This window comes from Burkholderia sp. YHN3-13 (genome assembly GCF_055810675.1).
On record NZ_JBVVNQ010000012.1, the window covers coordinates 161832 to 180860 of the forward strand.

At 69.6% G+C, this 19029-nt stretch carries 14 protein-coding genes; 4 read left to right on the forward strand and 10 right to left on the reverse strand.

The window, feature by feature from the left end; translation table 11 throughout:
- Window positions 1-142 precede the first annotated feature (142 nt).
- From guaD to AC0KUR_RS25230, 6 genes are all read right to left on the reverse strand, one after another.
- Window positions 143-1462 carry a guanine deaminase gene (guaD, locus tag AC0KUR_RS25205; protein ID WP_034187401.1) on the reverse strand — a complete coding sequence of 440 codons (1320 nt, stop codon included), beginning with the start codon at window positions 1460-1462 and terminating at the stop codon, window positions 143-145.
- Window positions 1463-1833: 371 nt separating this feature from the next.
- Window positions 1834-2859, reverse strand: a complete 1026-nt coding sequence (locus tag AC0KUR_RS25210; protein ID WP_473376554.1) for an adenosine deaminase — start codon at window positions 2857-2859, stop codon at window positions 1834-1836.
- Between the two features lie 18 nt (window positions 2860-2877).
- Window positions 2878-3882 carry a xanthine dehydrogenase accessory protein XdhC gene (xdhC, locus tag AC0KUR_RS25215; protein WP_034187404.1) on the reverse strand — a complete coding sequence of 335 codons (1005 nt, stop codon included), beginning with the start codon at window positions 3880-3882 and terminating at the stop codon, window positions 2878-2880.
- Between the two features lie 600 nt (window positions 3883-4482).
- A complete protein-coding gene (locus tag AC0KUR_RS25220; RefSeq protein WP_059557135.1) occupies window positions 4483-4995 on the reverse strand; it encodes a disulfide bond formation protein B in 513 nt (170 codons plus the stop codon).
- A gap of 137 nt (window positions 4996-5132) precedes the next feature.
- Window positions 5133-6509 carry an amidase gene (locus AC0KUR_RS25225; RefSeq protein ID WP_034187406.1) on the reverse strand — a complete coding sequence of 459 codons (1377 nt, stop codon included), beginning with the start codon at window positions 6507-6509 and terminating at the stop codon, window positions 5133-5135.
- A 7-nt stretch (window positions 6510-6516) separates the two neighbouring features.
- Window positions 6517-7197 carry a GntR family transcriptional regulator gene (locus AC0KUR_RS25230; RefSeq protein ID WP_034187407.1) on the reverse strand — a complete coding sequence of 227 codons (681 nt, stop codon included), beginning with the start codon at window positions 7195-7197 and terminating at the stop codon, window positions 6517-6519.
- Window positions 7198-7477: 280 nt separating this feature from the next.
- On the opposite strand from AC0KUR_RS25230, the gene AC0KUR_RS25235 reads away from it, so the two are divergent.
- Both AC0KUR_RS25235 and AC0KUR_RS25240 read left to right on the forward strand, forming a co-directional pair.
- Entirely contained in the window at window positions 7478-8650 is a 1173-nt protein-coding gene (locus tag AC0KUR_RS25235; protein WP_124607781.1) for a type 1 glutamine amidotransferase, read from the forward strand.
- A 115-nt stretch (window positions 8651-8765) separates the two neighbouring features.
- Window positions 8766-9455, forward strand: a complete 690-nt coding sequence (locus AC0KUR_RS25240) for a DUF2968 domain-containing protein (RefSeq protein ID WP_473376555.1) — start codon at window positions 8766-8768, stop codon at window positions 9453-9455.
- A gap of 91 nt (window positions 9456-9546) precedes the next feature.
- Here AC0KUR_RS25240 and AC0KUR_RS25245 read toward each other — a convergent pair whose 3' ends face one another.
- Window positions 9547-10488 carry a hypothetical protein gene (locus AC0KUR_RS25245; protein WP_059557128.1) on the reverse strand — a complete coding sequence of 314 codons (942 nt, stop codon included), beginning with the start codon at window positions 10486-10488 and terminating at the stop codon, window positions 9547-9549.
- A 316-nt stretch (window positions 10489-10804) separates the two neighbouring features.
- Between AC0KUR_RS25245 and tcuC the strand changes: the two genes are divergently transcribed.
- A complete protein-coding gene (gene tcuC, locus AC0KUR_RS25250) occupies window positions 10805-12100 on the forward strand; it encodes an MFS transporter (protein ID WP_124669193.1) in 1296 nt (431 codons plus the stop codon).
- Between the two features lie 84 nt (window positions 12101-12184).
- Here tcuC and AC0KUR_RS25255 read toward each other — a convergent pair whose 3' ends face one another.
- Window positions 12185-14026 (reverse strand): tetratricopeptide repeat protein, encoded by a 1842-nt coding sequence (locus tag AC0KUR_RS25255; RefSeq protein WP_175029322.1) that lies wholly within the window; start codon window positions 14024-14026, stop codon window positions 12185-12187.
- A 130-nt stretch (window positions 14027-14156) separates the two neighbouring features.
- On the opposite strand from AC0KUR_RS25255, the gene AC0KUR_RS25260 reads away from it, so the two are divergent.
- A complete protein-coding gene (locus AC0KUR_RS25260) occupies window positions 14157-15803 on the forward strand; it encodes an FAD-dependent monooxygenase (protein WP_473376556.1) in 1647 nt (548 codons plus the stop codon).
- A gap of 8 nt (window positions 15804-15811) precedes the next feature.
- Here AC0KUR_RS25260 and AC0KUR_RS25265 read toward each other — a convergent pair whose 3' ends face one another.
- Window positions 15812-16063: a formate dehydrogenase subunit delta gene (locus AC0KUR_RS25265; protein WP_175028986.1), complete on the reverse strand. Its 252-nt coding sequence runs from the start codon at window positions 16061-16063 to the stop codon at window positions 15812-15814.
- A gap of 7 nt (window positions 16064-16070) precedes the next feature.
- Window positions 16071-19022, reverse strand: a complete 2952-nt coding sequence (gene fdhF / locus AC0KUR_RS25270) for a formate dehydrogenase subunit alpha (RefSeq protein ID WP_034187415.1) — start codon at window positions 19020-19022, stop codon at window positions 16071-16073.
- Window positions 19023-19029 lie beyond the last annotated feature (7 nt).

The following is a 19029-nucleotide window of genomic DNA, read 5'->3' on the forward strand; positions in this document are numbered from 1 at the left end:
ATTCTAGCACGACGCATTGCGTGCGGGAAGGCGGCCGGCCGGGCGTGGGAGCCCGGTCGGCGAGGGCGCGCCTGGCTGCCCGGCCGGTACGGCCGCGATCGGGCCGTGCCGGCCGGGGCTGCGTACCGGCGCGGCGTTACCGTTACGCGGCGGCCGGCCGGCGCGCGGCGCCGCGTTCGTGGACGAGCTCGCCGGCCGCGTAGGTGCGGTACACCGCGCGGTCGTCGCCGAGCAGCGCGAACGCGAACAGCAGTTCCTCGAGCGAATCCGCGCGTTTGGTGCGGCGCGCGAGCAGCGGCGTGGCCTGCGGATCGAGCACGACGAAGTCGGCCTCGGTGCGCGGCTTGAGCGTGCCGACCGTGTCGGCGAGATCGAGCGCCTGCGCGGCGCCGGCCGTCGCGAGCCAGAACATCCGCGTCGCGGTCAGGTGGTGGCCCGACAGCCGCGCGACCTTGTGGGCCTCGTTCATCGTCTGCAGCATCGAGAACGACGTGCCGCCGCCGACGTCGGTCGCGAGCGTGACGGGTACGTCGTATTCGCCGGCCTTGTCGAAGTCGAACAGCCCGCTGCCGAGGAAGAAGTTCGACGTCGGGCAGTGCGCGACGACCGTGCGCGTCTCGGCCATCCGGCGGCGGTCCTCGTCGTCGAGGTGGATGCAGTGGCCGTACACCGCGCGCGGGCGCAGCAGCCCGTAGCGGTCGTAGATGTCGAGATAACTGCGATGGCCGGGGAACAGCTCGGCCACCCATTTCACCTCGTCGACGTTTTCCGCGACGTGGCTCTGCACGAAGATGTCCGGATGGCGGCGCGCGAGTTCGCCGCACGCCTCGAGCTGCGCCTCGGTCGACGTCGGCGCGAAGCGCGGCGTGAGCGCGTACATCTGGCGGCCCTTGCCGTGCCAGCGGTCGATCAGCTCGGCGCTGTCGTCGTAACCCGATTGCGCGGTGTCGCGCAGGAACTCGGGGCAGTTGCGGTCCATCAGCACCTTGCCCGCGATCATCCGCAGGTCGCGCGCGTCGCTCGCCGCGAACAGCGCATCGGCCGACTGCTTGTGCACCGTGCAGTAGACGAGCGCGCTCGTCGTGCCGCATGCGAGCAACTCGTCGACGAAGAAATCGGCGACTTCGCGCGCATGCTCGGGATCGCCGAACTGGCGCTCGGTCGGGAACGTGTACTTGTCGAGCCACGGCAGCAGGCCGGGCGCCGGCGACGCGATCATGTCCGTCTGCGGGTAGTGGATGTGCGTGTCGATGAAGCCGGGCACGATCAGCTTGTCGCGCAGGTCGTGGACGACCGCGTCGCGCGCGAGCGTTGCCGCGAGTGGCGCATACGGGCCGGCCGCGACGACCTTGCCGTCCGCGACGATCAGGAGGCCGTCGGTCTCGTGGTTCGCGGCCTGGCTCGATTGCGCCGGGTCGCCGTTGAAGGTCAGCAGCTGGGAACGGAAAGCGGTTTGCGTCATGACGAATGGTCCTGCATCAAGGTAAGGCGAACAGAAGAAAACGATCGGCGCCGCACGGGGGCGGCCGGGTGCTTCGCGAGCGGCGGCGGCACGCTGCGTGCGGCACGACCGGAGGCGATTGCGCGGGCGAACGTGGCGGCCGAAGCCGCCAGCCGGTGGTCGCCGGCGATCCTCGCGGCCCTCGCGCTCGCGACCGATGCGGCGGCGAACGCAACGGCGCATCGCGACGGCGGGCAACGGCGCACGACGCCGGACGGCGCCGTCGCCGCGCGCGCACGCCCGCGCCCGGCCCGGCGCAAGGCCGAACCGGCGGGCGCGAAGCGGATGCCGTTGCCGTGTCTCATCTGTCTAGCGTTCCTCGATGCGGGCCGTCACGCGGCCTGCCAGTACGCGTCGAGGCGCGCGTACAGTGCGTCGCGCTGCGCCGGTTCGATGAACGACGCCTCGAAGCCGTTGCGGATCACCGCATGGACTTCGGCATCCGTGAGCTGCAGCCCTTCGGCCGTCGCGAAGTAGTTTTCGTTGACGTAGCCGCCGAAATAGGCGGGATCGTCGGAGTTGATCGTCACCGCGACGCCGCGATCGAGCAGCGCCTTCAGCGTGTGCTTCGTCATGTCGTCGAACACGCACAGCTTCAGGTTCGACAGCGGGCAGACGGTCAGCGCGGTGCGCGTTTTCGCGAGGCGCTCGACGAGCGCCGCGTCTTCGATGCTGCGCACGCCGTGGTCGATCCGGTCGACCTTCAGCACGTCGAGCGCTTCGTGGATGTAGGCGGGTGGGCCTTCCTCGCCCGCATGCGCGACGAGCTTCAGCCCGAGCGCACGCGCCTTCTCGAACACGCGCGCGAACTTGGCCGGCGGATGGCCGAGCTCGGACGAATCGAGGCCCACGCCGATCAGCCGGTGGCGATAGCGCTCGAACAGCGGCAACGCGGATTCGAACGTCGCGAGCGCGTCCTCTTCGGACAGGTGGCGCAGGAAGCACAGGATCAGCCTGCTCGACAGCCCGCGCCGTTCGGCATCGGCGAGTGCGCGCTCGATGCCCGCGACGACCGTCTCGATCGGTACGCCGCGCTCGGTGTGCGTCTGCGGATCGAAGAACAGTTCGGTATGGACGACGTGGTCGGCGAGCGCGCGTTCGCAGTACGCGGCCGTCATGTCGAAGAAATCCTGCTCGGTCAGCAGCACGCTCGCGCCGGCGTAATAGATGTCGAGGAACGACTGCAGGTCGGTGAACGCGTACGCGGCGCGCAGCGCGTCGATCGAGTCGTACGCGAGCTTCACGCCGTTGCGCTGCGCGAGCGCGAAAATCAGTTCGGGCTCGAGCGAGCCTTCGATGTGGATGTGCAGCTCCGCTTTCGGCGCGCGGGCAATCTTGTCCTTGAATGTCGGGGTCATGGCGTCGTTCTTGGTCGGTCAGTAGGTAGGGGAAGCCTGCGCGGACGCATTCGCCTCGACGGCCTGCAGCAATTGCGCGGCCACCGAGATCGCGATCACTTCGGGCGCCTTGTCGATGATGCCTTCGACGCCGATCGGGCAGCGCATCCGCGCGACCTGGGCCGGGTCGATGCCGATCGCCGCGAGGCGATGATCGAACTGTACGCGTTTCGCCTGCGAGCCGGTCATCCCGAAGTACGCATAGTCGCCGCGCCGCAGGATGCGTTCGGCCAGCACGAAATCGAGTGCATGGTCGTGCGTCATCACGACGAAGTAGGACTGCGGCGGCGCGGCGTCGACCGCGTCGGCCGGGGCAGCGGCCGCTTCGATCGCGAGGTTGCCGATGCCGGCGAGCGCGTCGGCCGGCGGGAACACCGCAGCGGGCCCGTCGATCCAGCGCACGTGGCACGGCAGCGTCGCCAGCACCTTCACGAGCGCGGTGCCGATGTGCCCGGCGCCGAACAGCACGACGGGGAACGCAAACGGCGCGATCGTCTCGGTCATCAGCGACACGCCGCCGGTTTCCCACAGCAGGCAGTCGGCCCGCGCGGCTTCCGATTCGGGCTCGCTCAACAGCGGCGCGCCCGGCGAGGGGCCGAATGATACGCTACGCACGGTCGCGGCGCCGGCCGCGACGCGCTTCGCGAGCGACATGATCCAGCCGAGATCGCCGACGTCGAGCCGCTCGAACGCGAGCACCACGGCGCCGCCGCAGCACTGGCCGAGACTCGGGCCGAGCGCGAGCCGTTCGAGCCGGCGCGCGTGCGGCACGTGCGCGCCATCCTTCAGCAGGTGTCGCGCGATCTCGATCGCCTTCCATTCCAGATGACCGCCGCCGATCGTATGGCGGGCCGTGTCGCGCGTGACGAGCATCTTGGTGCCGGCCTCGCGCGGCGCGGAGCCGTCGGTATGCGCGACCGTCACGAGCACGGCCGCTTCGCCGTGCGCGAGCAGTTGCTGCAGATCGCCGAGCCAGGCTTCCATCAGCACACCCCGTTCGGAACGACGCGGCACGACACGCGGCGCGGGCCGGCGGGCGTGGCGATGACGGACGGGAGCCGGGCCGGCCGGCCGCACGGCTGATGCGGGACGACGGCAGCGCGCCGACGCTGCGCGCGAACGGCGCCGCCGGACACGCGGACGCCATGAGGGTGACGGATGCGGATGGTTTGCGTTGTCATGAGGAATCCAGTCGACATTGCGGATCGGGCGCGCGTTACGCAGGGGTGGTGAGACCGCCTGGCCTCGCGCACGTAGATCGCCATCCAGTCCCGAAGATAGCATCGCCGCGCGGCGCGAACATGGCCGGGCAGTGATCCGGGCTATCAGGAGGCGATCATGTCGATCATAGGCCCGCCGCGCGGGATCGGGGCGCCGATGCGTGCGCATCGGGCCGAAACGCACGCGTGACGGGGCGGGGGCGCGTCGGTTGCGCGACGCGCGTTCGCCCGGCGATCCGGGCGGCGGCGGAGTAGGGGTTTACGCGCGGCCGGCCGGCAGGGCGGGCGGAAGCGGCGGTTCGCGTCGCCGGCGTGCGGCCCGATCGGCCGGGCCGCACTTGCCGGCGGCCGCGACAGCGGCCGGTCAGCGGGCGAGCTTGCGGCGATGACGCCAGAGGCTTGCGACGACCGCGACCAGGATCACGGCGAAGCCGATCAGCGCCCAGCCGGGCAGCAGGATGCCGAGGATCGGCGGGTAGACGGTCTCGCACAGCCCGGCGACCTTGAACATGCCGGGGAACCACTGCGCGGGCGGCAGGCTGTCGACGATCGGCTGCAGCGTGTCGAAGCCGCAGCTGAAGCCCGGATTCATCTGGATCGACAGGTGCCGCGCGGCCGTGCCGACACCGCCGGCCGCGGCGATCGCGATCAGCAGCTCGAGCACCCAGATGCCGCGCCAGTTGCGGATCCCGGCGGCCAGGAACGCGAAGATCCCGATCGCGCAGAAGAAGTAGCGCTGGATGATGCACAGCGGGCACGGATCTTCGTTCTTCACGTACTGCAGGTACAGCGCGCCGGCCAGCAGGGCGATGCACGCCCATCCGAGCAGCATCAGCAGGCGGCGTTCACGGCGTAGCGCAAGCGTGTAGTCGTTCATGTCGGCGGGGTTCCTCGTCGGTCGGTCCGGAAAACAATCGCGCGATTTTAGCGCGAACGGTCTGGCACGAAACTGACAGCGCGCGTGCGGCAACCTGCCGCACCGCGCGCATCGCCCGCCGGCGATCGGCGATGCGGTCAGCGGATCGTGTTCAGCACGGCCTCGACCGCCTGGCCGATCGCGAGCAGCGCGTCGTCGCGATGCGGCGCCGCCGCGAGCATCAGGCCGACCGGCGCCGCGTCGCGCGGATGGCACGGCAGCGACAGTCCGCACGCATCGAGGAAGTTGAACGCGCTCGGGTTGCGCAGGATCAGCGCATTGGTGCGCGTGAACGCGTCGTCGTCCGTTTCGAGGTCGGCGATGCGCGGCGGCACGACCGGCACCGTCGGCGCGACGAGCGCATCGAAGCGCGCCCAGACCGTGTGCGCGGCTTCGTCGAGCATCGCGGCGCGCGCGGCGAGCAGGTCGAGATAGTCGGCCGCGCTCGCGGGTTCGCCCTTCAGGATCCGCGTCAGCACGCGCGGGTCGTACTGGTCGCGATGTCGGGCGAGCAGCGGCCGATGCCAGGCGTACGCCTCGATCGGCGAGAAGCCGAAGCGGTTGATCTCCGGCAGCCGGTCGAGCGCGGCGAAGCGCACGTCGGTGACGATCGCGCCGGCGGCTTCGAGATGCTTGAGCGCGGTGTCGAGCGCGGCCGCGACGTCGGCGTCGACGCCATCCGTCACGTAGTTCGTCAGCACGCCGAGCCGCACGCCTTCGAGCGGCCGGGCGGCCGGCACGTGCGGCTCGAGGCCCGCGAGCATCCGGTCGACGAGGGCGCAGCACGCGACCGTCAGGCCGATCGGGCCGAACGAGTCGAGCGTCGTCGACAGCGGCACGCCGCCTTGCGTCGGGATCCGGCTCGCGGTCGGCTTGAAGCCCGTCAGCCCGCACAGCGCGGCCGGAATGCGGATCGAGCCGCCCGTGTCGGTGCCGAGCGCGACGGCGGCCATCCCGTCGGCGACGGACGCGGCCGCGCCCGACGACGAACCGCCGGAAATCCGCGCATCGCCCGGCACGTCGCGATGGTACGGCGAGCGCGGATTGCCGAAGTGCGGATTCAGCCCGAGCCCCGAGAATGCGAATTCGCTCATGTTGGTGCGGCCGACCAGCACCGCGCCCGCACGCTTGAGCCGCGCGACGGCGACTGCATCGGTGCGCGCGGCCGGCGCGCCGTCGAGCACGCGCGAACCCGCGCGCGTCACCTGGCCCGCGACGTCGAACAGGTCCTTCACCGACACCGGGATGCCCGCAAGCGGCGACAGCACGGTGCCCGCGGCGCGCAGCCGGTCGTGCGCGTCGGCGGCCGCGCGCGCGTTGTCGGCGTCGACTTCGGTGAAGACGACGGCGCCCTGGCCCGACGGATCGGCGATCCGGTCGAGCGCGGTATCGACGAGCGCGCGACTCGTGGTGCGGCCGGCCGCGAGGTCGGCGGCGAGCTGGGCGAGCGGGGGGAACGGCGTGAACGTGGTCATGAGCGGCTCAGGGGCGAAGATGTTGAAGAAGGGTGGAGCGAAACGAATCGATATGGCGCTCGACGGCGTCGCGCGCGCCGGCGGCGTCGCGGGCGGACAGCCGGTCGAACAACGCGCGGTGTTCGTGCTGGACGTCGGCGAGATGATGCGGTTCGGACAGCGTGACGAACCAGAAGCGCAGCGAGCGCTCGTGCAGCGCGCGCAGGATCTCGGCGAGGACCGCGTTGCGCGCGGCCGCGGCGATCGCCTGGTGAAACGCGCGGTCGAGTTCCATCATCCCCTCCACGTCATGCGTGTCGACGCAGGCCTGTCCGTCGTCGAGCAGCGCGGCCAGGCGCGCGAGATCGTCCGGCGTCGCGTGGCGCGCGGCGAGTTCGGCGCAGTGCGCTTCATTGATGCGCCGCACGTCGATCACCGCGACGATGTCGTCGAGCGACAGCGGCTGCACCATCAAGCCCTTGCGCGGCATCACCGACAGCAGCCCCTCGAGCACGAGCCGATGCACGGCCTGGTGCACCGGCGTGCGGCCGATCCCCGTGCGCGCGACGAGGTCGGCTTCGTTGAGCGCGGCGCCCGGCTTCAGGCGCATCGTGATGATGTCGCGCTGGATCAGCGCATACGCACGGTCGGCGAGGCTGGCCGCCGGCGCGGCGAACCGGTCGCGGGTGACGTCGGTCAGGGTATTCATGCGAGGAGCGGCGCGGCGGCCGGGCGGGGCGCGATCATGGCGCGGGCGATCGGGAGGTGTGGACGATGTCTGGATATTATTGTGATATATCACTGATGTCCAGTGCGGGCAACGAGACGCCGTCGATGCGGGCGCGCGGCCGGGGGACACGCCCCGGCGCCGCCGGCAACCACTTGCAACAATGGCGACAGGATGTTGCAGGTTTGCCGCGCGATCGTGCACTGAAGCATAATGAATCCTCGTCTATCCATACGCGTGAGCGACGTACCAGACCATCGTCATGAGCGAACACACGCCTTCCCCGGCCGGTCTGCCCGGCACCTCTTCCGCTTCCTCCGATTCCCTCCGTCCCGAGCCGGCGAAAACGCCCGATGCGCCGGCCGAGCAAGCCGCCGCGCAGAACGTCGCCGTGGACGGCGCGTCGCCGGTCACAACCGCGTCCGAGCCCGGTGCGCCCGGCGCCCCCGATGGCGCGGTCGCACCGCCGAAGCCGGGTGCGCCGCCTCCCGGCTTCGGTGCGCCGCCGGATTTCGAAACGTCGCGGCCGCCGCCCGCGAGCGCGCAGAATGCGCCGCCGGCCTACCTGAAGCAGAGCGATACGCCATGGTCGGTGTTCGGCCGGATCGTCGCGGCGCGGGCGCGCCGGCTGTTCGATCGCGCCGGCCAGCGCATCACGCAACGCACGCTGCGCATCGGCGTGTCGGCGCGGATCTTCCATCCGGAACCGGGTGCGAAAGGGCTGCGCGGCAAGACGCTGCAGTATCTCGAGGAATCGATCGCCCACTGGGTGATGTCGCGCGACGTGCTCGTGTTCATGATTCCGACCGTCGGCCACCAGGGGATGATCCACCCGAGCAACATCCGTCTGCGCGACTACGCGAAGCATCTCGACGGCCTGCTGCTGCAAGGCGGGGCCGACGTGTCGCCGCAAACCTACGCGGCCTCGGATGTGCGCCCCGAATGGCCGGGCGATCGCGTGCGCGACATGTACGAACTCGAGCTGCTGCATGAATTCGTCGAGTCCGGCAAACCCGTCCTCGGCGTGTGCCGTGGCTGCCAGCTGATCAACGTCGCGTTCGGCGGCTCGCTGTACCAGGACATCGCCACCGATGTGCCGACCGCGAATGCGCACGTGAGCGAGCATTACGACCAGCATCGTCACGCGATCCGCTTCCCGGACACGTCGACGCTGGCGAGCATGTTCCCCGGGCGCAGCGAAGCGATCGTCAACTCGATCCACCACCAGGCGATCCGCGATCTCGGCCGCGACCTGAACATCGAGGCCGTGTCGGCCGGCGACGGGATCATCGAGGGCATCCGCCACCGTCGTTCGCCGTTCGTCGTCGGCGTGCAATGGCACCCCGAGTTCCATCGTGCGGGCGGCGCGGAGTTGCTCGACTGCACGCCGCTGCTCGATGCATTCCTGCGCGCGGCGCGTGAAACGCGTCTGTAGCCAGCCGTATTTCCGGCGTTGTCCGAAGGCCGGCCGCTTCCCGATAAATTCGAGATGCGGCCGTTTCTTTTTGAACGATAATCGCGAGTTCCGATTCGTTCGCCGGAGTCCGACGTTGGCTTTCCGAAATATTTCCCCTGCACGATGCGCTGCGTGGATCGTTGCGCTGGCTGCCTGCGCGCAAGCGGGCGCGGCCTGGTCGGCCGACGCGACCGCACCCGTCGCCGGAACGCGCCCGGAAGTCACGAGCCTGAGCGGTGCCGAGGCGCCGGCGCCGGCCGCGACGGACGCAACCGCGCAAGGCAACGTCGCCGAGCTGACGCGGATGCTGCACGACGGCCGGATCGTCGAAATGCGCACGACGTACAACGGCAGCTACGGCGCGAGCCTGATGTTCGATCCGCGCGAGATGACGTACTACGTCGCGCTGTTCCAGGACAAGAATCTGTGGCGCGTGATCCGGTCGCAGGAAAAGAACCGCGCGGAGATGGTCTACGCAAACTTCGTCCAGCAGACCGTGCAACTCGCCGATATCGAGATCCGCCGTACCGAACTGCAGGCGCAGAAAGCCTTTCTCGAACGCGTGATCGCGCTGCAGGCGAACCGCGCGCAGCAGTTGCAGGCGGACCTGAGCGTCGCGCGCAGCCAGCAGGCCGAAGTCGCGCAGCGCCAGAAGTCGGCGCAGGAACAGACGCAGGCGCTGCAGGTCGAGAAGCGTGCCGCGCAGATGCAGTTGCGCGATCTGCAGGAGCAGGTGCGGCAACTCGAGAAGCAGACCGAATCGGGGCTGCCCGCGCACAAGTAACGGTTCGTCGGACGCACGGCGAAAACGACCGAAACCCGGCGAAGCGATCTTCGCCGGGTTTTTTGTTGGGCGGGTCCGGGATGGGGCGTCGTCAGTGTGCGAACGCGTCGGGCGTATCGGTCAGTCGGCGGTGGGACAGCCGGGACGTCCAGTCGAACCCGGCGGCGGGGGCGTGCATGGCACGCTCAGGCTGGGTGATGCGCAGCGCGTTTGCCGTCGCGATGAGCGTGAGCGGATCGTCCGGCGTGGCGCCGGCTTCGCGTGTGTCCGTTGCATGTGGTGGCGGGGCGAGCCGATCGCGTGTTTGGGCGCGCGGTGGTTCGGTGCCGGATGGACGGCGCGCCGCCACATGCGCGGTGCCTGGTGTCCGGGCCGACGCCGCTGCCATGCGCGAGCCGGCGGTTCGATGCGGGGATGCCGGTGGTGGCGTCGCAGCGCGCTGGACACCGGAGCTTGCCTGCGGTTGAAGCGGCGCCGGGCGACGCGTATCGCGATGCGCGGCCGATCGCGGCGCCGCAGTTTTCGCCGTTGGCGCTGCTGCCGTGTGCCGCGGTGAAGTGTGCGCCGGCGTGTCCGGCTGAACCGGCGCGACCCGTACGGTACCGGTCGAAAACGTTGCATGGTCGCGCGCACCGTCGGTCGCTTGAAGCGCGTATGCAGGCCCGAAACCCGTGAACGGTTCATGCGCGGCGATCAGCCAGCCGATGATGCCGAACGCGCCGATGCTCCAGCAGGTTGCGTATATCGCGCGCCGGTCCCGGCGGTTGCCTGAAGGACGCGGGACGCGCCGGCCGGCGACGACGGGCGCGGCAAGCGATCCGGCCGCCGTCGTCGGCTGCCAGCGGCACTCGCGGTGCGGCCGGTCGACGTCGATGCAGGACGTCGTCAGCGTCGCGAGGCAGTTCTTGCTGGGCCGTGCACCGGGTGCGCCGCGAAACTTCCAATCGCGGCCGAACGGCGGCACGTGGTCGAGCGGGGCGACGCGAGGGCGGGCGAGCGCGCCTTCGACGGGGACAAGAGGCGAGTGGGTCATGAGGGCGGCGCGGACATGTCGTCGCAAATCGTGACATTGTGGTCAGCCGGCGAAGGCCGGTCGATCAGATCAATCTGATTCTTTTGCCCGTTTCAGGGCGACTCGTACGAGGCGAATGCCACGAAGGCAACGACAGCGGCGCTCCAAGGCAAATGTCGGCTTCGCGTGGCATCATTCGCGAACCATGCCGGTGCAAGCGTCGTTGTGCGATGCGCCACCGGCGGGCAGCGATGCCCGTGCGCGCCGGCCCGGCGCGGCGCGCATCGCCGGGTCCATGCGGCGCGCATTCGCGCCATCCGAGCTGAGCGAGAAAAACATGTCCACAGCGTCACACGCCATCGCGCAGGAATCGAAAGTCCGCACCGTGTTCCGGGTCGTCAGCGGCAACTTCCTGGAAATGTACGACTTCATGGTCTACGGGTACTACGCGTCGGCCATCGCGAAAACCTATTTCCCGAGCGGCAACGCATTCGCGTCGTTGATGCTGTCGCTGTCGGTGTTCGGCGCCGGCTTCCTGATGCGGCCGGTCGGCGCGATCGTGCTCGGCGCATACATCGACCATCACGGCCGCCGCAAGGGGCTGATCCTGACGCTCGGGCTGATGGCGATCGGCACGCTCGCGGTGGCCGCGATACCGGGCTATGCGACGATCGGCGTGCTCGCGCCGGTGCTCGTGCTGCTCGGCCGGCTGCTGCAGGGTTTCTCGGCCGGCGTCGAACTCGGCGGCGTGTCGGTGTACCTGTCGGAGATCGCGACGAAGGGCCACAAGGGGTTCTATACGTCGTGGCAGTCGGGCAGCCAGCAGGTGGCGGTGGTGTTCGCCGCGCTCGTCGGCGTGCTGCTGAATCGCGTACTGCCTGCCGAGGAGATGACCGCGTGGGGCTGGCGCATCCCGTTCCTGATCGGCTGCCTGATCGTGCCGTTCCTGTTCCTGATCCGCCGTTCGCTGAAGGAGACCGACGAATTCCTCGCGAAGCGTCATCGCCCGACGATGGGCGAGATCATGCGCTCGATGCTCGACAACTGGGGCGTCGTGGTCGCCGGCATGGGGATGGTGATCATGACGACGGTGTCGTTCTACATGATCACCGCGTATACGCCGACCTTCGGCAAGGAAGTGCTGCACCTGTCGTCGCTCGACGCGCTGGTCGTGACCGTCTGCGTCGGTGTTTCGAACCTCGTGTGGCTGCCGCTGTCCGGCGCGCTGTCCGACCGTGTCGGCCGCCGCCCCGTGCTGATCGCGTTCACCGTGCTGACGCTGCTGACGGCTTACCCGGCCGTGCTGTGGCTCGTCGGCGATCCGTCGTTCCTGAGGCTGCTCGCGGTCGAGCTGTGGCTGTCGTTCCTGTACGGGTCGTACAACGGCGCGATGGTCGTCGCGCTGACCGAAGTGATGCCGGCCGACGTGCGCACGGCCGGCTTCTCGCTCGCGTACAGCCTGGCGACGACGATCGGGGGCTTCACGCCCGCGATCTCGACGCTGCTGATCCACCAGACCGGCAACAAGGCGGCGCCGGGACTGTGGCTGAGCGTGGCGGCCATCTGCGGGCTGATCGCGACGCTCGTGCTGTATCGCACGTCCGAAGCGCGCAACCAGTATAAGGCGGCCTGACGGGCACCATTCCGTCGCGCGGCACGGGCCGCGTGGATCGCATTGAAAAAGGGAGCGCACCGCGCTCCCTTTTTTCGTCTGCGTTCAGGCGTCGCGTCGCAACTGGCCGGCAACCGTGGCCGCGACGTCGAGCCATTCGCCCGGCGCGGGCTGGCGGGCGATCCGGGCCTGCGGATACCACGGGCAGTCGTCGCCGGTGAACCAGCGCCAGTCGGGCGCGAACGGCAGCATGACCCACAGCGGCTTGCCGAGGGCGCCCGCGAGGTGCGCGACGGCCGTGTCGATCGTGACGACGCCGTCGAGCCGCTCGATCAGCGCAGCCGTGTCGGCGAAGTCGTTCAACCGGCCGTCGAAGCGATGCACGCGCGGATGCGCGTCGACGCGCGCGCGTTCGTCGTCGTCGAGCGCGGGTTGCAGCACGATCCAGTCGATGTCCGGCAGCGCGAGCAGCGGCGCGAGCGCATCGAACGGCATCGAGCGGTTTTCCTGCGCCTGCCGGCGCCCCGACCAGGCAAGCCCGAACTTGCGCTTCGACTGCCCGCCGAGCGAGCCGCGAAAGCGCCGACGGGCACTGTCGGGCGCATCGAGGTAGCGCGAGCCGCCGACGATGTCGTCCGGCTGCAGCCCGAGCAGGAACGGCAGGCTCATCAGCGTGCAGGCAACATCCGCCGCGGGCGGCCTGGCGGCACCCGGTGCGACGAGCGTCACGCGCCAGCGCGACGCGGCCGGCGCCAGCAGCGGCACGAGTTCCGGCTGGACTTCGAGCACGAGGTGCGCGCAGCGTGCGCGGGCAAGCGGCACGAAGCGGACGAACTGCAGCGTGTCGCCGAACCCCTGTTCCGCACGGATCAGCAGCGTGCGTGACGCAATCGGCTCGCCTTGCCAGCGCGGCAGCGTGCCGAGCGACGTCGCGCCGGGCGTCTCGTGGCGCGCTTCGTAGGCCGGCAGCCCGCGCGTGAAGTCGCCGAGCGTCAGCAGCGTGACCGCGCGGTGCAGCCGCGCGAGCGTGAGATCGGGCGCGACGCGCAGTGCCTGGTCGAACGCGCGCAGTGCCATCTCGTATGCGCGGAGCGCGTGATGCGCGTTGCCGAGGTTCAGCCACGCGAGGCCGAACGACGGATCGAGACCGACCGCGCGCTCGTAGTAGGGCAGTGCGTCGCGGTGGCGCCCCTGTGCGCACAGGGCGTTCGCGAGCCCGAACAGCGCGAGCGGAAACGGCGGGTGCAGCGCGAGCGCCGCTTCGAACGCGGCGGCCGCCTCCGCATGCCGGCCGACCGCGTCGAACGTGTTGCCGAGATTGAAATGCGCGGCGACGAAGCGCGGCTGCGCGGCGATCGCGGCCTGGAAGTGCGTGATCGCGTCGTCGGCGCGGCCCATCGCGTTCAGCGCCATCGCGAGGTTGTTGTGCGCGCCCGCATGCCCGGGCCGCAGTTCGAGCGCGCGACCGAACGCGGCGAGCGCATCGTCATGGCGGCCGAGCGCGTTCAGCGCGTTGCCGAGATTGTTGTGGATCGATGCGTCGTCGGGCGTGAGCCGCAGCGCGCGGCCGAACGCATCGATCGCGTCGTCGTGACGCTGCAGCGCCGCATACGCATTGCCGAGGTTGTAGTGCGCGAGCGGGAATTCGGGCGCGAGCGTCAGCGCGTTGCGAAAGCGGTCGATCGCTTCGTCGAGCCGGCCGAGCGCCTTCAGCGCGTTGCCGAGATTGAGCTGCAGCGCGGCATCGTCCGGGCGCAGCGCGACCGCGCGGCCGACGAGGTCGGCCGCTTCGGCATGCTGGCCCTGCTGGTGCCGCAGCACGCCGAACAGGTGCAGCGCGTCGGCGTTGGCGGGGTCGGAGGCGAGCGCGTTGCGATAGCCGTGCTCGGCCTCGGCGAGGCGGCCTGCGCGGTGTGCGGCGTACGCCCGGTCGAATGCGGAATCCATGACGCGAAAACTGACGGAAAGCGCGTATTTTCCCACACCGCGCGGGGGGGGCGCCGGTCGGCCGGTCGGCATATGGCCCCGTCACGCGGAGCGGCGTAGACTGGCAGGGTCGCGTGTCATCGAGGTTCTCATGGCTGACACACTGTCCGATATCCCGCCCGTGCTGATCGTCGGCGCGGGGCCGACCGGTCTCGCCGCGGCGATGAGCCTCGCGCGGGCCCGCGTGCCGGTGCGCATCATCGATCGTCTCGCGGCGCCCGCGCCGTATTCGCGCGCGATCGGCATCCAGGCGCGCACGCTCGAGCTGCTGGAGCAGCATCGCGCGGTCGAACCGTTTCTCGCGCTCGGTCATCGCGCGCATGCGGCCGCGCTGCATGCCGACGGCCGCGAGATCGCGCGGCTCGATTTCGATCCGCTGCAAACGCGCTATCCGTATCTGCTGTTTCTCGATCAGAGCATCACCGAGCGCCTGCTGGCCGAACACCTGGCGCAGCTCGGCGTGACGGTCGAGCGCGGCGCGACACTGACCGCGTGCGACGCGGGCGGCACGTCGCTCGACGTGTCGATCCGCCACGCGGACGGCCGCGACGAGTCGTTCGCGCCGTCGTACCTGATCGCGGCGGACGGCGCGCACAGCACGGTCAGGCATCTGCTCGGCCTGGGCTTTGCCGGGCAGGCGTTCGAACAGACGTTCCTGCTTGCCGATTTCGCGGCGATCCCCGACTGGCCGGACGAAGAGATCCACCTGTTCACGTCGTCCGACGGCATGGCCGGCCTGTTTCCGATGGGCGACGGCCGTTACCGGCTCGTGGCCGACCGTCCGCCCGGCAGCGACGCGTCGTCCGATGCGCCGACGCCGACGCTCGCGGAGTGCGACGCGATCGTGCGTCACCGTGCCGGCGTGTCGATCTCCCCGAGCGATCTCGCGTGGTCGTCCTATTTTCACCTGCATAGCCGGATGGTCGACCGGTTGCGTCACGGCCGCGTCTTTTTCGCGGGCGACGCCGCGCACGTCCACAGCCCGGCCGGCGCGCAGGGCATGAACACCGGCATCCAGGAAGCGTTCAATCTCGGCTGGAAGCTTGCGCGCGTGCTGGGCGCCGGCACGCCCGAGCGGCTGCTCGACACGTACCACGCGGAACGCCATCCGATCGAGCGCGACGTGTTGCGGCAGACCGGATTCGTCACGCAGATGGTCGAAGCCGAGCGCGGTGCGATGCGGCTGCTGCGCGATCATGTCGTACCGCTGCTGGCGTCGTTCGGGCCGATGCGCGACGCGGTGCGGCGCACGGTCAGCGAGCTCGGCGTGCAGTACCGGAAAAGTCCGCTCACGCTCGAGCACGTGCTCGACGGCGGCCCGCGCGCGGGCGAGCGGGCACCCGATGCACTCGTGCATGTGCTCGACGGGCCGCTCGGCCGCGCACCGGGGACGGCGCGGTTATACGATCTTCACGATCCGGCGAGCTTCACGCTGTTGCTGCTGGAAGAACCGGCGGATGCCGATACCGGCGAGGTGCCGCCGAAGCCGGCCGACGCGCGGGCGCTCGTGCAGGGGCTCGAACGGATCATGCCGGAAGCGGTGCGCGCGTGGCGCGTCACCGATGCCGCAGGCGATGGCGCCGCCGGCCTGGCGCAGGAATACGGCCGCTCGCGGCCGTCGTTCTACCTGTTGCGGCCCGACGGTTATGTTGCCGTGCGCGGGCGCACGGCAACCGACGCGAACGCGCTGCTGCGCCACTGCGAAACCTGGTTCGCGGGCATGACGCAGTCCGCGTAGCGGTGCGGTCAGACGCTCGCGGCGGCGGGCGCGAGCGAGGCCCGATGCGCGGCGACCGCGTCGCGCACGATCGGTGCCGCGCGTTGCGCGCCTTCGCTCGACGGATCGTCGAGCGCGGCGAGCAACGCGCGGCGCATCCGCGGTTCCCAGAAGCGCCGGAGATGGTCGGCGATGCCGGCCAGCGCTTCGTCGCGATCGGGCATCGATTCGAAGAATGCGCCGATCTGGTTGGCCATGTCGATCAGGTGTCCTTGATCCATCGCTGCCTCACTTGCCTGTCGTCACGGTGTCGGGCGTGGCCGCGCGGCGCTCGAGCAGGTCGATCTGCTCCGCGTTGAAACGCGCATACGCACGCTGCCAGTCGGACGGTTGCGCGACCGGCAGCACCTGCACGGCCGTCACCTTGTATTCGGGGCAGTTCGTCGCCCAGTCGGAACTGTCGGTCGTGATCACGTTCGCGCCCGATTCCGGGAAGTGGAACGTCGTGTATACGACGCCCGGCTGCATGCGCTCCGTCACGAGCGCGCGCAGCACCGTCTGCCCGGCGCGCGATTCGATGCCGACCCAGTCGTCGGTCCGGATCCCGCGATCCTGGGCGTCGTGCGGATGGATCTCGAGGCGGTCCTCTTCGTGCCACCGGACATTTTCGGTCCGGCGCGTCTGCGCGCCGACGTTGTATTGCGACAGGATGCGGCCCGTCGTCAGGATCAGCGGATAGCGCTGCGTGACCTTCTCCGGCGTCGGAATGAACTTGGTGATCACGAACCGGCCCTTGCCGCGCACGAATGCGTCGATGTGCATGGTCGGCGTGCCGTCCGGCGCGTGCTCGTTGCACGGCCACTGGATGCTGCCGAGCGCGTCGAGCTTCTCGTACGACACGCCCGAGAAGGTCGGCGTGAGCCGCGCGATCTCGTCCATGATTTCCGACGGATGCGTGTAGTGCATGTCGTAGCCGAGCGCCTGCGACAGCAGCAGCGTCACTTCCCAGTCCGCGTAGCCCGCGAGCGGCGGCATCACCTTGCGCACGCGCGAGATGCGGCGCTCGGCGTTCGTGAACGTGCCGTCCTTCTCGAGGAACGTCGAACCCGGCAGCAGCACGTGCGCATATTTCGCGGTCTCGTTCAGGAAGATGTCCTGCACGACGATGCATTCCATCGCCGACAGCGCGGCCGCCACGTGTTGCGTGTTCGGGTCCGACTGGACGATGTCCTCCCCCTGGCAGTAGAGCCCCTTGAAGCTGCCGTCGAGCGCCGCGTCGAACATGTTCGGGATGCGCAGCCCCGGTTCCGGTTGCAGCGTGGCCGACCACGCCTGCTCGAACTGCGCGCGCACGACCGCGTCGCTGATGTGCCGGTAGCCGGGCAGTTCGTGCGGGAACGAGCCCATGTCGCACGACCCCTGCACGTTGTTCTGGCCGCGCAGCGGATTGACGCCGACGCCCTCGCGGCCGATGTTGCCGGTCGCCATCGCGAGGTTCGCGATGCCCATCACCGTCGTCGAGCCTTGCGCGTGTTCGGTGACGCCCAGCCCGTAATAGATCGCCGCGTTGCCGCCCGTCGCATAGAGGCGCGCGGCTTCGCGCACGCGTTCGGCCGGCACGCCCGTCACGTCGGCGGTCGCCTCCGGCGAATTCTCGTCGCGCGACACGAATTCGCGCCATTGCTCGAATGCGCGGGTATCGCAGCGTTCGGCGACGAAGGCGTCGGCGACGAGCCCCTCGGTGACGATCACGTGCGCGAGCGCGTTGACGATCGCGACGTTGGTGCCGGGGCGCAGTTGCAGGTGGTGCGTGGCCTTCACGTGCGGGCCGTCGACGACGTCGATGCGGCGCGGGTCGATCACGATCAGCTTCGCGCCTTCGCGCACGCGGCGCTTCATCCGCGAGCCGAACACCGGGTGGCCGTCGGTCGGGTTCGCGCCCATCACGACGATCACGTCGGCCTGGCCGACCGAGGCGAACGTCTGCGTGCCGGCCGATTCGCCGAGCGTCGTCTTGAGACCATAGCCGGTCGGCGAATGGCACACGCGCGCGCAGGTATCGACGTTGTTGTTGCCGAACGCGGCACGCACGAGCTTCTGCACGAGATAGGTTTCCTCGTTCGTGCAGCGCGACGACGTGATGCCGCCGATCGAGTCACGGCCGTACTTCTGCTGCAGCTTGCGGAATTGCGTAGCCGCATACGTGAGGGCTTCGTCCCAGCTCACTTCGCGCCACGGGTCGGTGATCTTCTCGCGGATCATCGGCTTCGTGATGCGGTCCTTGTGCGTCGCGTAGCCCCAGGCGAAACGTCCCTTCACGCACGCGTGGCCTTCGTTGGCGAGGCCGTTCTTGTGCGGCGTCATGCGCACGACCTGCGTGCCCTTCATCTCGGCCTTGAACGAGCAGCCGACACCGCAGTACGCGCAGGTCGTGACGACCGAGTGTTCGGCCTGCCCGAGCTGCACGACGGATTTTTCCTGCAGCGTGGCCGTCGGGCATGCGGCGACGCACGCGCCGCACGACACGCATTCCGATGCCATGAACGATTCGCTTTCGCCCGCGGCGACACGCGATTCGAAACCGCGCGCGGCGATCGTCAGGGCGAACGTGCCCTGCGTTTCCTCGCATGCGCGGACGCAGCGGTTGCAGACGATGCACTTCGACGGGTCGTACGTGAAATACGGATTCGATTCGTCCTTGCGGTCCTTCAGGTGATTCGCGCCGTCGAAGCCGTAGCGCACTTCGCGCAGCCCGACCACGCCCGCCATGTCCTGCAATTCGCAGTCGCCGTTGGCGGGGCAGGTGAGGCAGTCGAGCGGATGGTCGGAGATGTACAGCTCCATCACGTTGCGACGCAGCGACTGCAGCCGGTCCGACTGCGTGCGCACCTTCATGCCGGCTTCCGCGGGTGTCGTGCACGACGCCGGATAACCGCGCCGGCCTTCGATCTCGACGAGACACAGCCGGCACGAGCCGAACGGCTCGAGCGAATCGGTTGCGCAGAGCTTCGGGACGTTGACGCCGGCCTCGATCGCCGCGCGCATCACCGATGTGCCGGCCGGCACCGTCACCGGCTGACCGTCGATTTCGAGCGTGACGTCGGTGTCGGCATGCCGTTGCGGCGTGCCGTAGTCGGTATCGTCGAACGGATCGCGGGCACGCGCCTGAGCGGCGCTCTTGCACGCGCATTGGCCCGAGCCGCAGCCGCCTTGGCGGACGTTGTTCGTGTCGAGGGACATGCAGGGC

Excerpts from the sequence above, each read along its gene's own strand:
- guaD (WP_034187401.1), bottom strand. The coding sequence starts at position 1,462 with ATGACGCAAACCGCTTTCCGTTCCCAGCTGCTGACCTTCAACGGCGAC.
- AC0KUR_RS25210 (WP_473376554.1), bottom strand. The coding sequence starts at position 2,859 with ATGACCCCGACATTCAAGGACAAGATTGCCCGCGCGCCGAAAGCGGAG.
- xdhC (WP_034187404.1), bottom strand. The coding sequence starts at position 3,882 with ATGGAAGCCTGGCTCGGCGATCTGCAGCAACTGCTCGCGCACGGCGAA.
- AC0KUR_RS25220 (WP_059557135.1), bottom strand. The coding sequence starts at position 4,995 with ATGAACGACTACACGCTTGCGCTACGCCGTGAACGCCGCCTGCTGATG.
- AC0KUR_RS25225 (WP_034187406.1), bottom strand. The coding sequence starts at position 6,509 with ATGACCACGTTCACGCCGTTCCCCCCGCTCGCCCAGCTCGCCGCCGAC.
- AC0KUR_RS25230 (WP_034187407.1), bottom strand. The coding sequence starts at position 7,197 with ATGAATACCCTGACCGACGTCACCCGCGACCGGTTCGCCGCGCCGGCG.
- AC0KUR_RS25235 (WP_124607781.1), top strand. The coding sequence starts at position 7,478 with ATGAGCGAACACACGCCTTCCCCGGCCGGTCTGCCCGGCACCTCTTCC.
- AC0KUR_RS25245 (WP_059557128.1), bottom strand. The coding sequence starts at position 10,488 with ATGACCCACTCGCCTCTTGTCCCCGTCGAAGGCGCGCTCGCCCGCCCT.
- tcuC (WP_124669193.1), top strand. The coding sequence starts at position 10,805 with ATGTCCACAGCGTCACACGCCATCGCGCAGGAATCGAAAGTCCGCACC.
- AC0KUR_RS25255 (WP_175029322.1), bottom strand. The coding sequence starts at position 14,026 with ATGGATTCCGCATTCGACCGGGCGTACGCCGCACACCGCGCAGGCCGC.
- AC0KUR_RS25260 (WP_473376556.1), top strand. The coding sequence starts at position 14,157 with ATGGCTGACACACTGTCCGATATCCCGCCCGTGCTGATCGTCGGCGCG.
- AC0KUR_RS25265 (WP_175028986.1), bottom strand. The coding sequence starts at position 16,063 with ATGGATCAAGGACACCTGATCGACATGGCCAACCAGATCGGCGCATTC.
- fdhF (WP_034187415.1), bottom strand. The coding sequence starts at position 19,022 with ATGTCCCTCGACACGAACAACGTCCGCCAAGGCGGCTGCGGCTCGGGC.